Source organism: Variovorax sp. EBFNA2 (assembly GCF_033802765.1).
GTDB lineage: Bacteria > Pseudomonadota > Gammaproteobacteria > Burkholderiales > Burkholderiaceae_C > Variovorax > Variovorax paradoxus_H.
Map to the genome: position 1 here is coordinate 418,322 of NZ_CP138497.1, position 13,669 is coordinate 431,990.

Annotated in this window: 14 protein-coding genes; 11 read left to right on the forward strand and 3 right to left on the reverse strand. The window is 63.7% G+C overall.

What is annotated here, in order from left to right; translation table 11 throughout:
• The first annotated feature begins 9 nt into the window (after positions 1-9).
• The 9 genes from RZE79_RS32300 (at position 10) to RZE79_RS32340 (ending at position 8,578) form a co-directional block, all read left to right on the forward strand.
• Positions 10-942, forward strand: coding sequence for a LysR family transcriptional regulator (locus RZE79_RS32300; RefSeq protein ID WP_373696600.1), 933 nt, complete (start codon positions 10-12; stop codon positions 940-942).
• A 94-nt stretch (positions 943-1,036) separates the two neighbouring features.
• Positions 1,037-2,053 carry an ornithine cyclodeaminase family protein gene (locus tag RZE79_RS32305; protein ID WP_319362318.1) on the forward strand — a complete coding sequence of 339 codons (1,017 nt, stop codon included), beginning with the start codon at positions 1,037-1,039 and terminating at the stop codon, positions 2,051-2,053.
• Positions 2,054-2,079: 26 nt separating this feature from the next.
• Positions 2,080-3,099 (forward strand): dihydrodipicolinate synthase family protein, encoded by a 1,020-nt coding sequence (locus RZE79_RS32310; RefSeq protein ID WP_319362319.1) that lies wholly within the window; start codon positions 2,080-2,082, stop codon positions 3,097-3,099.
• Between the two features lie 11 nt (positions 3,100-3,110).
• Positions 3,111-4,586: an NAD-dependent succinate-semialdehyde dehydrogenase gene (locus RZE79_RS32315; RefSeq protein ID WP_319362379.1), complete on the forward strand. Its 1,476-nt coding sequence runs from the start codon at positions 3,111-3,113 to the stop codon at positions 4,584-4,586.
• 27 nt (positions 4,587-4,613) lie between these two features.
• Positions 4,614-5,582, forward strand: coding sequence for a tripartite tricarboxylate transporter substrate binding protein (locus RZE79_RS32320; protein WP_319362320.1), 969 nt, complete (start codon positions 4,614-4,616; stop codon positions 5,580-5,582).
• Positions 5,583-5,592: 10 nt separating this feature from the next.
• Complete coding sequence (locus tag RZE79_RS32325; RefSeq protein ID WP_319362321.1) at positions 5,593-6,174, forward strand: cupin domain-containing protein; 582 nt, start codon at positions 5,593-5,595, stop codon at positions 6,172-6,174.
• A 36-nt stretch (positions 6,175-6,210) separates the two neighbouring features.
• Entirely contained in the window at positions 6,211-7,200 is a 990-nt protein-coding gene (locus RZE79_RS32330) for a fumarylacetoacetate hydrolase family protein (protein WP_319362322.1), read from the forward strand.
• 36 nt (positions 7,201-7,236) lie between these two features.
• Positions 7,237-8,178, forward strand: a complete 942-nt coding sequence (locus tag RZE79_RS32335) for an NAD-dependent epimerase/dehydratase family protein (protein WP_319362323.1) — start codon at positions 7,237-7,239, stop codon at positions 8,176-8,178.
• A 61-nt stretch (positions 8,179-8,239) separates the two neighbouring features.
• Positions 8,240-8,578, forward strand: a complete 339-nt coding sequence (locus RZE79_RS32340; RefSeq protein ID WP_319362324.1) for a hypothetical protein — start codon at positions 8,240-8,242, stop codon at positions 8,576-8,578.
• Here the strand turns inward: RZE79_RS32340 and RZE79_RS32345 are convergent.
• From RZE79_RS32345 to RZE79_RS32355, 3 genes are read right to left on the reverse strand one after another with little or no spacing between them, the layout of a single operon-like run.
• Positions 8,553-8,810, reverse strand: coding sequence for a hypothetical protein (locus RZE79_RS32345; protein WP_319362325.1), 258 nt, complete (start codon positions 8,808-8,810; stop codon positions 8,553-8,555). The two genes, RZE79_RS32340 and RZE79_RS32345, sit on opposite strands and share 26 nt — an antisense overlap.
• A 49-nt stretch (positions 8,811-8,859) precedes the next feature.
• Positions 8,860-9,906 carry a molybdopterin-dependent oxidoreductase gene (locus RZE79_RS32350; RefSeq protein WP_319362326.1) on the reverse strand — a complete coding sequence of 349 codons (1,047 nt, stop codon included), beginning with the start codon at positions 9,904-9,906 and terminating at the stop codon, positions 8,860-8,862.
• A complete protein-coding gene (locus RZE79_RS32355) occupies positions 9,899-10,939 on the reverse strand; it encodes a carbon-nitrogen hydrolase family protein (protein ID WP_319362327.1) in 1,041 nt (346 codons plus the stop codon). Before RZE79_RS32355 ends, RZE79_RS32350 begins: the two co-directional genes overlap by 8 nt.
• 210 nt (positions 10,940-11,149) lie before the next feature.
• Between RZE79_RS32355 and RZE79_RS32360 the strand changes: the two genes are divergently transcribed.
• The gene (locus tag RZE79_RS32360) at positions 11,150-12,091 is read left to right on the forward strand and encodes a LysR family transcriptional regulator (RefSeq protein WP_319362328.1); all 942 of its coding nucleotides are present in this window, start codon (positions 11,150-11,152) and stop codon (positions 12,089-12,091) included.
• A gap of 354 nt (positions 12,092-12,445) precedes the next feature.
• Positions 12,446-13,624, forward strand: a complete 1,179-nt coding sequence (locus RZE79_RS32365; protein WP_319362329.1) for a PLP-dependent transferase — start codon at positions 12,446-12,448, stop codon at positions 13,622-13,624.
• The last annotated feature ends 45 nt before the right edge of the window (positions 13,625-13,669 follow it).

Genomic DNA, 13,669 nt, shown 5'->3' on the forward strand with positions numbered 1-13,669 from the left:
TGGCGGCCCATGCACAATTCCCGCGTGCAAAACATACTCGACCCCAAGTGGCAACTATTCGTCAAAGTTGCGGACTCCGGAAGTGTCTCGGGCGCCGCGCTCGCGCTCGACATGCAGCAGTCGGTGGTGAGTCGGCACATCACGCGGCTGGAGCAAGAGTCGGGGACGCGCCTGTTCCGCCGCACCGGCCGCGGCGTGGTGCTGACGGAATTCGGAGAACAGGTCTATCCGCGCGTGACGGCGCTGATCCGTGATGCTGAGCAACTGGCCGATGATATGCGCACGAACAGCGGAACCCCCGTCGGTGACGTGCGTGTCGGCTTGCTGCCCTCCACAGTCAGTATGCTGGCTGGCCCCGTGTTTTCGACCGTCCGCAAGTCGTGGCCGCAGGTCCGGCTGCATCTCACCGAAGGGTCGAGCGCCCAACTCGAGGAATGGTTGACCCAAGGCCGGCTTGACCTCGCCCTGTTGCTGCGTGAGGAAGACACCGCTTCGCCTGAAGAAACCGTGCTCACACGTCTTTCGCTCTACTTGGTGGTGCCTGCGAAGGACACTCTGGCAACCCGAAAGACGATCGACTTCGAGGAGGTTGCAGGTCTGCCTTTGGTGCTGCCGAGCGAGCCACATCCGCTGCGTGCGCGACTGGCGAAACTCGCGCGGCACAAGGGCCTGACTCTCACTCAAGTGCTGGAGGCCGACTCAATCCGACTGCAGCACGAGATCACGGCCAGTGGCGGCGGATATGCGATCACGGCGGGCACGCTGACAGCCAATGAGGCGCGCCGGCTCGCGGCCATTCGCATTGTCCGCCCTGTGTTGTCACGCGCGATCGTCCTCGGGATCACTCAGCACCGCGCTCACACCAAGGCGACCTGGGAAGTCATGCGCCTGCTCAAGACCATGGCACCGGCCATGCTCAAGTCGGCAAGACAGAACCCATAAGCTATTCCAAATCGGGAAAGCTGCTTTGGCCTCTTCCGGGTCGCCAGAGGGAGAGGCGCTGCCTACGATCGTGTCCATTACAGGAGACATCGCATTGGGCACCTTCAATTCCGCGGCCGCCATAGAGTTGCCGCCGACCCTTTTTCTCACGGACGAGGATGTAGCTCGGCTGACGGACTGGCAGGCCGCCTTCGACGCCCTGCGCAGCGCCTACGCCAGCACGATTGCCGCGGCCATGGTGCCGCCGCGTTCCATGGCCCGGGGCGAAGGCACTTGGCTGCGCGGTCTCACGGCCGTATCCCCCAGCGGCAGGCACATGGGCTGCAAGTTGATCTCCGCCAGCATGAAGGCGCGTCGTGCCAGCTACCTCGTCTCACTTTTCGACCAGGAGACCATGGGCCTGGCCGCGCTGATCGACGGCAACCGCATCACGGGCATTCGAACCGCAGCCACCGCCGCGGTCGCTGTCAACGCCGCAGCGCCCCTCAAGCCGTTGAGCGTGGCCGTGATCGGCTCTGGCTTCGAGGCGAAGGGATTGCTCGCAGCGCTGGTCGCAGTACGGAATATCGCGCGCGTTCGCATCTTCAGCCCGACACCGGCGAACCGGGAAAAGTTTGCATCGACGGTCCGCGAAGAGCACGGCCTCGACATCGAGGCCGCTGCATCGGCGTCCGGAGCGATCGAGGGTGCGGATGTCGTGCTCTGCGCCGCGCGCAGCCGCGACGAGTCGCCAGTGATCCGCGGTGAATGGCTGGCCCCCGGCATGACCGTGGTGTCCATCGGCTCCACGCTGCCCGAACAGCGCGAGGTCGATGAAGAAACCATCGTCCGTGCGTCCCTGATCGTCGCCGACATGCCCGAAGAGGTCGCCCACGACACCGGCGACATGCTGGCAGCGACCCGAGCCGGTGTCGGCTTCGCCGGCAAGCTGGTGTCACTCGCCGACTTCGTTGGAGGCGGGGTCGCACGCAAGCCAGAAGACATCGTTCTCTACAAATCCGTCGGCTCCGCACTGCAGGACGTCATCACCGCCGAGATGCTGCTGGCCCGCGCCCGAGCCATGGGGATCGGTACCGAGATGGCCCACAGCATCGTGCCGGTCGCCAAGTAAGTCAACCAATCAACCCAAGGAATACCATGCCTACCTATCAACGCAAGGACGCCCGCGCCTGGGCGCGCGACCACCTCGTCGGCTGCTCCGCTGTCACCATTCCCAGCTACTCCGCAGACCTGAGCAACCTGAACGAAAAGGGCATCCGCCACGACATCGCGCTCGCCAAGGAACTCGGCTACAGCTACACGCTTCTTTGCGCCGAAGTGGCAATCACCCCCGAAGAGAATGCGCAATTCACGGCATGGGCGCGCGACACGGCAGGTAGCGACATGGGTCTCTTTTTCCATGCGGCTTTCGGCACACTCGCGGAAAACATCCAGGCCGTGAAACTGGCGGAGAAGGCCGGCGCGGACATCGTGCTCCTGTCTTATCCCCCGCAGTTCTGGCCGACGACCGAGCAGGAGATCTACGACTACACCAAGCAGTTCTGCGACGCGACGCAGCTGGCCGTGATGCTGTTCCCGATTCCGCTGTGGGGTTTCGAGCGCGTCCATCCGGCGGGCATGTCGGTCGAGTTGGTGCGCCGCCTGCTGAAGGATTGCCCCAACATCGTGGCGATCAAGTCGGAGCAGGGATTCCCGCTGCCCGCGGGCCTGTGCGAGATGTACCACCACTTCCGCGACGACGTGGTGATCAGCTGCCCGATCGAAGGCGATGCCATCCCGCTCATGAGCGTGATGAAGCTGCAGTTTTCCGGGACCAGCAACACGCAATGGATGAGCACCTACTACCCGCACGCCTTCGATCTGGCGAGAAGCGGCGAGTGGGAGTCTGCAATGGAGCTGTATTGGAAGGTCAACCCGGCGCGCAGCGCCAACGGCGCCGCCGCACAGAGCTACGCCGGCGGCACCGGCGTGTTGAACCGGACGATGTGGAAGTACCAGGACTGGCTGGCAGGCTTCAACGGTGGCCCTCTGCGGGCGCCGGCGATGCGTGTGCCGGACCGCCTCATGAAGATGCTGCGCCAGGGGTTGGTGGCATCCGGCCTGCCGGTCACCAAGGACCCGGACAGCGCGTACATGGTTGGTCGCAACCCATGCTGAAAGAAGGCACCATGCGATACCTTCTCGAGGACCCCGAGCTCTTCCGCACCGCAGCTCATGTAGGCGGCGAGTGGATCGGCTCCACACCACACGGCACGTACACGCTGCGCAATCCGGCCGACAACGTCGTCCTGGCTGAGCTTCCCCGCTTCAGGGAGGCGGAGACCGCCAACGCAATCGAAGTTGCCCACGCAGCTTTCCTGTCCTGGCGCAAGACTACGGCCAAGCACCGTTCGGAAGTGCTGCGCCGCTGGTACGAGCTGATGATTCGGCACCGCGACGATCTCGCAACACTGATCACGCTGGAAGAGGGCAAGCCGCTCGCCGAAGCGAAGGTGGAGATCGACTACGCGGCCTCCTTCCTGCAGTGGTTCGCCGAGGAAGCTAAGCGGGTGCGCGGAGATGTGATTCCGGCACCGAAGGACACCCAGCGCATCGTGGTGCTGAAGGAGCCGATCGGGGTCTGCGCAGCCATCACGCCCTGGAATTTCCCTGCGGCAATGATTACGCGCAAGGCGGGCCCGGCGTTGGCGGCAGGCTGCAGCATGGTGGTCAAGCCCGCGAGCCAGACGCCGCTCACCGCGTTGGCGCTGGCGGAGCTCGCCCGGCGCGCCGGCGTGCCGGCAGGGGTGTTTAACGTCCTGACGGGAAACGATACCCGCGACATCGGGAATCAGCTCACATCGCATCCTCTTGTGCGCAAGATCACATTCACCGGTTCGACGGAGGTTGGGCGCCTGCTGCTCGCACAGGCCGCGGGGACGATCAAGAAGTGTTCCATGGAGCTCGGCGGCAATGCGCCGTTCATCGTCTTCGACGATGCGGATCTCGATGCGGCCGCCGACGGCGTCGTTGCTGCGAAGTTTCGCAACACAGGCCAGGCCTGCATCAGCGCCAACAGGGTGCTGGTCCAGGCGGGCGTGTACGACGCCTTCGCGGCCAAGCTCGTGGAGCGGGTGGCCAGGCTTCGTGTCGGCAATGGCCTGGAAGCAGGCGTGCAACTGGGACCGCTGATCGACGACGCGGCTGTGACGAAGGTCGAGGAGCACATCGCCGATGCGCTTGCCAACGGCGCCACCGTGTTGCATGGCGGCAACCGCCACGCGCTCGGGGGCCGATTCTTCGAGCCGACCGTCATCGTGGGGGCCAGGTCAGGAATGGCCGTGGCTCGCGAAGAAACCTTTGGCCCGCTCGCCCCGCTGTTCCGCTTCGAGAATGACGAGGAAGCTTTCGCGCTTGCGAACGCCACCGACTTCGGCTTGGCCGCCTACCTGTACAGCCGCGACGCCGCCCGCATTTGGCGAGCGTCTTCCGCGATCGAGTCGGGAATGATTGGTATCAACTGCGGCCTGATCTCAAATGAGGTGGCGCCCTTCGGCGGCGTGAAGCAGAGCGGTCTCGGCCGCGAAGGCTCGCACCACGGCATCGAGGAGTTTCTCGAGATCAAGTACCTGTGCTGGGATGGGCTGGCGCCTGCCTTCGGCTGACGCTTTCAGAAAAATCAGGAGACAGAGATGAAGTACCAGCCTCGCCCCGCGTGGCGTTCCTTGCTCTTCGCCGCGATCATTGTGATCGCCGCGGCTGGCTCGGCCCACGCGCAGCCCAATGTGATCAAGATGGTGGTTCCCTTTCCGCCGGGCGGAGTCACGGACCAGGTGGCCCGCATCATGGCGGAGCACATGGGCCGCCAGCTCGGCCAGGTCATCATCATCGACAACCGGCCCGGTGCCGGCAGCCGGTTGGGCGTCGAAGTCGTGATGAAGGCGCCCGCCGACGGCAACACGCTTCTGTTCACGAATTCGAGCTACAGCATCCTCCCGGTGGTCGATCCGAAGATTTCCTTCGACCCTGCGAAGGCTCTGGCCCCGGTCAGCATGACCGCGACCTACGGTCTGCAGATCGTCACGAAGAAGGACATTCCAGCCAGCACGCTTGCCGAGTTCATCGCGTATGCGAAGAAGAATCCCGGAAAGTTGAGCTACGGCAGCGCCGGCATGGGCAGCGGCGCGCACTTTGCCGGCGAGTACTTCAAGTCGCTGACCGGAACGTTCCTCGTGCACATCCCCTATCGCTCCACGGCAGGCGCGTTGAACGATGTCGCGGGCGGCCAGCTGGACATGGCGTTCGATGCCTCGGCCAAGCCGCTGGTCGATGCGGGGCACATCAAGCTGCTGGCGGTCACCAGCAAGCAGCGGGATCCGCGCTTCCCCGGGACGCAGACGGCAGCCGAGGCTGGCGTGAAGGCCTTCGTACTCGAATCCTGGGTGGGCGTGCTGGCACCCGCAACGACCCCGCCGCCCTTGCTCGAGAAACTGAACAAGGCTGCCAGCGTGGCGTTGGCCGATCCTGCGGTGCAGAAGCGGTTCGCAGAGCTCGGGCTGCGGCCTGAGGGCGGCAGCTCCGCTCGCTTTGCCGAAGGGATACGCGACGACCTCGTGCTCTATCGCGGGATAGCCAAAGAGTCCAAGCTCCAATTCGAATGAGAGAAAAATCATGAACTTTCCAGTCATTCATCGTGTGGTCACCGGCCACGACGCGCAGGGCAATGCCGTCATCACCAGCAACGGACCGCTGCCGGTCGTGGCGGAAATCAAGGCCATTCCGGGTACGGTTTTTCACGAGGTATGGGCGACCACGGGCGCGCCGGTGCGTGTGGACAACGGCCCGGACCCGACCACCGGACCGCTGACGCTGCCGCCACCATCAAGTGGCACGCGCTTCCGGTTCGTGGACATTCCACCGGACAGCGAGGAGCTGTTCAGTCGCAGCGCCGAGCAGTTGCGCGCGGGTTTCAGCGAGATCGGGGACATGGCGGCTTCCACGGCGGACCGGGGCGCGCCGCACCCGCTGATGCACCGCACGGAGAGCGTCGACTATGGTGTCGTGATGGAGGGCGAGATCACGCTGGTCCTGGATCAGGGCGAGGTGCAACTGCATACCGGCAGCGTCGTCGTGCAGCGCGGCACCAACCATGCGTGGGCCAACCGCTCCGGCAAGCCATGCCGGATGCTCTTCGTCCTGATAGACGGCACGTACGATCCCGCCATCGGCCAGGCGCTGGCCGGGCGGGGCTGAGGTGAATGTTGCGATGTTCTTCGAACTGAAAAAAGCATGAAACTGGCATCCCTCAAGGGCGGCAAGGACGGCCGACTCGTCGTCGTGTCGCGCGACCTGCAGCAATCGGTGAGCGCGCAGGCGATCGCGCCGACCCTTCTCGACGCGTTGGAGCGCTGGACCGAGTGCGAGCCGCGGCTGCAGCAACTCTATGCACAAGTCAATGCGGGGCAGGCGGAGGGCGCATCGGCGTTCGATCCGCGCCAGGCTGCCGCACCGCTGCCGAGGGCGTCGCAATGGTGCGACGGCTCTGCCTTCCTGAATCACGGCCGCCTGATGGAGAGGGCGTTCAACCTCGCGCCCATTCCCGACACGGAGACGATCCCGTTGATCTACCAGGGCGGCTCCGACGACTTCCTGGGATCCACCGACGACGTTCCGCTGCCGGACGAGGCGCACGGCATCGATTTCGAAGGCGAGTACGGCGTGATCCTGCGCGAGGTGCCCCTGGGTGCTTCGGCGCACCTCGCGCGCAGCCGCATCGCGCTGCTGGTGCAGATCAACGACGTGAGTCTGCGTTCCTTCGGTCCACGTGAAATGAAGACCGGCTTCGGGTTCTTCCAGGCGAAGCCTTCCTCCAGCTTCGCGCCGGTAGCGGTGACGCCGGACGAGATCGGCGAGCATTGGCGGGATGCGCGCGTGCACCTGGACCTCCATGTCGAATGCAACGGCACATGGTTCGGCAACCCAAACGGCGGTGAGATGAACTTCGGCTTCGACGATCTGATCGCGCATGCGGCTGCGACGCGCCGCCTGTCCGCGGGCACGATCATCGGCAGCGGCACTGTCTCGAATGCAGGAGGGCAGAAGGGCTCGGCCTGTATCGCGGAGCGCCGTGCGATCGAGGCTATTGAGCACGGCGCACCCAAGACGCCGTTCATGCGCTTCGGCGACCGCGTCCGCATGGAGGTGCGCCAGGAGGGCGGACCGGTCTTCGGTGCCATTGACCAGCGCATCATTCGCGCTCCTACGCCGCCGCAGGCGTGAGCAGCGCGTGTGCACCAGCGAACTGGATTGAATCCGATGCGAGTCCTTATCACCGGCGGTGGCGGCTTCATCGGCGCTCACGTCGCCGACCTGCTGCGTGAGCGCGGCGAACTCGGCGGCCGGTGCATCGAAGCACTGGCGCTCGCCGACCAGATCTTGTCGGACAGGTCAGGGGAAACCGCCATCCGCGGCGATCTCACGCAGCCTGCCGTGATGGCGAAGGTCGCAACGTTCCGGCCCGACCTGGTTTTTCACCTCGCGGCAGTCCCTGGAGGTGCCTCCGAGGCGGACTATGCGCTCGGCCGACGGGTCAACCTCGACGCATCGCTCTCGTTGTTCGAGGCCCTGGCGGCGAGCGGCACCAGGCCTACGGTCGTGTATGCGAGCAGCATCGCGGTGTACGGATCCGACCTGCCGGACCTTGTCACGCCGACGACGTTACTGCGACCGCCGCTCACATACGGTGCACACAAGCAGGTGTGTGAGATCCTCCTGGCGGACTTCACGCGCCGCGGTCTTCTGGATGGCCGATCTGTCCGGCTCCCTGGCATCGTCGCCCGCGCGAAGAGCAGCGCGGGGCTCTCCTCCGCATTCATGAGCGACATCCTGCACGCGCTCAAGGTCGACGAAACCTTCACCTGCCCCGTAGGTCCCGAGGCCACGGCGTGGTGGATGTCGGCGCGTCGCTGCGCCGAGAACTTGGCCCATGCGGCAGTGATGGATGTCTCGCATGCTGACTCCGGGCGGGCTTGGCCAATGCCTGTGCTGCGTCTCTCGATCCGGGACATCATCGACACGTGCTCGGCACGTTACGGCGAGTCCCGTCGCGCATTGGTGTCATTCCAACCTCGTCCCGATGTGGAGGCGGTGTTCGGGCGCTATCCGCATCTCGACGACGCATCCGCCCGTGGGCTGGGTCTGCGGGACGACGGTTCGGCAGAGGAGCTTGTGCGGCGGGCCTTGGGCGAAATCAACTGACGTACTCCAGACCCGCCGCACGCTCGCGCGACTCAGGGGCCGGCTGGCAGGTTGAGTTGCCTTGAGCTCTCGCGAACTTCCTGCGTTCATCGAAGGATTCGGTCCGGTACGGTCGTTCCAAGGGCTGGCGCAGGCTCCAGCCGCGGCGAGGGTCTGGTCCGCCGTCGCCGGCCGGAACAAGTTGCTGCGCAACATCAAGGCAGCCTTTGATGGCTGCAACATGAGCGATGGTGCGATCCTGTTGTTCCACCGCCATCTGCGCAACGGCGATCAGGTGCTCAATCAGGTGCTTGCCGCGAAGAGCGCGTTTGTGCGGTTAAGCGCTATATCAAACTGGGCAGACGGGATGCGCTTACCAGGGGGCAGCGAGAAGGTCAGGTCGTGGGTGCACCCGCCGTGACGAGGTTGAGCTTGGTATTCCACGCCTCATGGGGCTTGCCGATAACTCGCAGACAGTTTTTTAGACGTGCGGTGCTGTTTTGGCCGGGTGCATGCGCCTTGGCCAATGCGGTTTCGAGCTTGATCTGCACGATCTGCGCACGCTGCAACTGTTCAAACCCGAGATCCGGTCCCTCTGATTTGGCCCAATGGCTTAGGTGTGCATAGAGCGTGAGCCAGTTGAAATCGCTCAAACAGCCCGTGCCATTTGCAGCCGTGTTTGGCGACGTAGGGGACGGCCGTTCACGGTAAAAACCAGCTAATCTGAGTCGAATGGGCTGCGTTCCGTGTCCCGCTCAATGGCTGGATCGACCCATCCGCGTCACGGGCTCTCGCGATGATGCTCACAAGGCCGGGGGTTTGCGGCAGCGGCAGTGTCGCCGCGAACTGCTGCCATTCGAATTCCCGGCGTGGCAGGACCTCAGCCTCCAGCCACGTTGCGGCGCCGTCGGTGCTGAGGGCCACGCCATCGATGCCGTTGCCGCTCCAGGCCCAGCCCTTCACTGCCACCTCATCCGCGGAGATGGTGTCGCCTTGCGCGGGATGGGTAATCAAGGAGTTGGGCTCGACAGACCACACCGGCTCTCGCAAGACTTCGCCTTCGCGCTCGCTGTCGCGGTTGTACCAAAGGGTAGTGAAGGGGGAATTTGCACGTCCGCCCCGGACCGACAGGCGGCACAGCCACTTGGTCATGTTGGTGCCGAACCAGCCAGGCACCACGAGCCGAACTGGTCCGCCCCGCTCGCGTGTCAAGGGTTTGCCATTCATCTCGTAAGCCACGAGTACCTCGTACGACAGCGCTTTTGAAAGCGGCAGATCCTTGCGATAGCGGTTCATGCTGCGGCCGCCGAACTCGCCGCTGTCCAGGCCGTCCGACCAGACATGGGTGGCACCTGCCTCGAGCTGCGCGTGCTCGAGCAGCACAGCCAGTGGCACACCTGTCCATCGCACATTGCCGACACGCCAGAGATTGGCGCTGGTAGGTACGAGGGGGCTGCCAAAGCACTCATGGAAGGCTGTGATGGAGACCGAAGGCAGCCGCTTGAGAGCGTCCAGGTCGATAGAGAAAGGGTTGTGGACGAGCCCGTCCACTTGCAGCCTCCAGCGCTTGGCGTCGACTTCGACGGAACCCATGTGGATGGTCTCGAAGAGCTGCGCATCGGAGGTGATGAAGTCGCGCAGTGCCGCAGGGGCGGGCGGCGGCTTCAGATGGAATCCGCGAGACCGGCCTATGACAACCGAACGCTCCTCTCCGTAGGGCAGCGGTGGCAGAAAAGTGTCACTATTCATCCAGCACCCCGGCGGTCACCTCATCGTCGAGCAGTCGCGGAAATTGCGGATCGGACGATCCGGACCACGCGACCGGCTCGTGGCGGCGGCGTTCGACGCCGAGCGAGAACACGTCGAATCGGTTGTAGTAGCCCACCACGTCATGGAATTGCTTCGGCTCGATGCACTTGTTCAGGTCGAACTCGGCATAGGCGATTCCTTCCTCATTCTGGAGGGTATCTCCAATCTGCGTACCCGTGGGGTCCACGAACATGGACGCAGCGCGCGGTGTGCCGTCTATCACCTCTGCCACGGCGGGATCGCGATCCACCAGAAAGTCACGCATCGCCTTGTCCATGAAGCTCGCGCAGACGATTCCGAACGCCTTGGCTTCGAACGAATGAGCGGACGCCCGAATGCGGTTTGCCGCAACGTTGTCGAAGTTCCCCCCTCCCGATGGCTTGCGCGTGGGCCACATCGGAGGCCAACTGGAGATATGGATCTGCTCCGCCTGCGCCATGAGCGAGAAGCGTGCGAGCGGGTTGGTGTTTTCGCCGCAGATCAGACCGCCGATGCGCCCGAAACGTGTCTCGGCGACCCGAAGTCCTTGCCCGTCTCCGGCCGCCCAGACCAGCTTCTCGTAGAAGGTCGGCACCAGCTTGCGATGATGGTTGAGCAACTCGCCTGTCTCGCCGATCAGGATGTTCGAGTTCCAGATGCAGCCGGCGCTGGCCGTGCTGCGTTCGCTGATGCCCATCGATACGCACACCCCGAAGCGTTTGGCGGCCGCAGCGATCAAGGCCACCTCGGGCCCCGGCACGTAGACGCTGTTCTCGACCATCGCCTCGAACAGATCGTGGTTGTAGATTGGCGCCCACAGGGCCGCCCAGACCGGGAACGCCGGAATATAGGTTTCCGGAAACGCAATCACCTGTGCGCCATGGAGGGCTGCCTCCTTGATGATCGAAACCGCCTTCTCAGTGGTGGCGGACTTGTCGAGCAGCACCGGCGCTGCGTGGGCGGCTGCAACCTTCACCCGGGGCAATGAACTCATGTCAGATACTCGCTATGCGTTGCTGAAGCCAAAAGGATAGTTGCCGATAGGGGCCATCCGATACTCAAAAATGCGCAATGAGAGATGCGTTTTTGCGGGCTCCTCGGGTCCATGCAGCATTGCGCGTCGCCAAACGAAGTGCTATCAACGATCACCGGTCGTTCAGGCCGAAGAATCAAGCTTGCACACGACGATGCACAGGAAGGCTGCATGACGACCAAGAAGGTACCCCTTGCCAATCTCGATTGGGACGATGTGCGCCTGTTTTTGCATATCAACCGTACGGGAAGTCTTACCCAGGCGGCCAGGCAGCTTCGCATTGATCACTCCACCGTCAGCCGGCGGCTGTCGCAGTTGGAGCTGTGCCTGGGCGGTCCGCTTTTTGAACGCCACCGCGCCGGACTCAAACCTACCGAGCTTGCGCATGTTCTTGCCCTCCAGGCTGACAAGATGGAGCGCGCAGTTTTGTCCCTTCAGGAGGAACTCGGTGGAACCAATATGGAGCCCTCGGGCAGCGTGCGCGTGGCCATGATGGAGGGCATCGGAACCACGTTCGTAGCTCGCCATCTCGAGTCGCTGCTGCGGAAGTATCCCAAGCTGCGGATAGAACTGGTGACGTCTTCCTCCGTTGTCAACGTGAGCCGTCGGGAAGCCGACGTTTTCGTCAGCTTCTTCAAACCGATCGGCCAGGGATTGGAATGCGAGACAGCGGGCTCGTTCGCGTTGTACCTGTATGGCTCGCCGGGGTATCTTGAAAGCCACGGAGTGCCTGCAAGTCTGTCCGACTTGCCAAAGCATCAGTTCGTTGGATACCTGGACGACTTGATCCAGCTCGACGCCGTGCGCTGGCTCGATGAACTGGTCGCAAAGCCTCCGATGAGCTTCCAGTCCAACAGCATGCTGGCTCAGACGGCCGCCGCCGCGTCCGGGCTCGGCCTGGTGTTGCTTCCCAAGTTCTCGGTGGTGAAAGAGGACACGCTGGTGCCGGTGCTTGCCGGCGAGGCGAGGGTGATGCGAACGCTCTGGGTCAGCGTGCACCATGACCTCCAGTACTCGGCGCGGATCCGGGCCGTCACCGAGTACTTAAAGCAGCTCTTCGTGTCAAAGCAAGAGTGGCTGAACGGCCCTGCAGATGCGCAGCCGCGCGGGTAGCCTGATGGGTGAGAGGCACTGACGATGGGCTGCACGTTCTCATGCTTCGCCATCAAAAAACACAGCGATTAGATGACGCTGCTCAGAACGAGCGAAGTGGCCGCGCTATGGTTTCGAGAACGTCGATCAGGCTTCGATTCGGCAGGCGATTTTTACTGGGCTCTGCAAGCTGACTGACCTTTTTGCGGGCGAAGCCAAGTGGTTCGATGCCGCATCCTAGCGGCGGCAGCCGGGCTGCATTGTCCTTGCTACTTCGCCGCAACCCGATGTGCGGATTTGCCTAGGGTGGCCGCATAGGCGGCAAGCTCGTGTTCCGATACATTGAAGCTCTCCACCTGCAGAAGAGCTCTCGACATGTCTCAAGACATCAGCACCCGACTGATTCACCACGGTTACGTCCCCCCGGCCGGCTACCAAGCGATTCCGCCGGGCGTGTTCAAGGGCTCGACGGTCCTGTTCCCAAACGCAGCAACGGTGCGCGAACGTGCCAAGGCATTCGGCCATCGCGACGGGTACAGTTACGGGCTCTACGGAACGCCGACGACCTACACCCTTGAGCAGCGTCTGTGCACGCTCGAAGGCGGCCGGCACTGCCTGCTCTGTCCAAGCGGACAAGCCGCGATCGCGTTGGTCAACCTCGGCCTGCTGTCGACCGGCGACGAAGTGCTCCTGCCGACCAACGTCTACGGGCCCTCGCTGCGCCATGCACGCGCGACCCTCTCGCAGCTGGGCATCACCCATCAGTGCTACGACCCCTTGGACGTTGCCGATCTGCAGGCCAAGCTCAGCGTGCGCACGAAGCTCGTCTGGGTCGAGGCACCAGGATCGATCACCATGGAATTCCCGGACCTTCGCACATTGGTGGCGACGGCCAAGAAGGCAGGCGTGATCGTCGGGCTCGACAACACCTGGGGTGCGGGCATTGCTTTTTCCCCTTTCGAGATGGGTGTAGACGTCTGCGTCCACGCGTTGACAAAGTACCCTTCCGGTGGTGCCGATGTCCTGATGGGATCGATCGTCACGAACGACGACGAGTTGCATGACAAGCTCCGCGGGGCCTACCTGGACCTCGGAATGGGCGTGGGCGCCAACGATGCGGAACTGGTGCTGCGGGGCTTGGCATCCATCAAGGCCCGCTACGATCTGCACGACGCCACGGCCCGGGCGCTCGCCTCTTGGCTGGCCGAACAGGACGGCATTCGCAGGGTCCTGCATCCGGCTCTGGCATCCTGCCCTGGGCACGAGCACTGGGCCACGCACTGCAACGCAGCCGCCGGACTCTTCTCGGTGCTCATCGACGAGGCCTGCACCCCCGCACAAGTCGATGCCTTCTGCGACCGCCTTCGGTTGTTCGGGATTGGTCTGTCCTGGGGCGGGCCCATGAGCCTGGTCATGCCCTATGACATGAGAAGCATCCGCAGCGGCAAGCAGAGCTATGCTGGGCACTTGCTGCGTTTCTCGATCGGCCTGGAGGGCGTTGACGATCTGCGAGAAGATCTGGCACAAGCCTTGGCCGCCGCGTTGGCAACATAGCCACGCAAGCATGCGCATGGGCATCTTCTCAGAAGATCGGGTGAC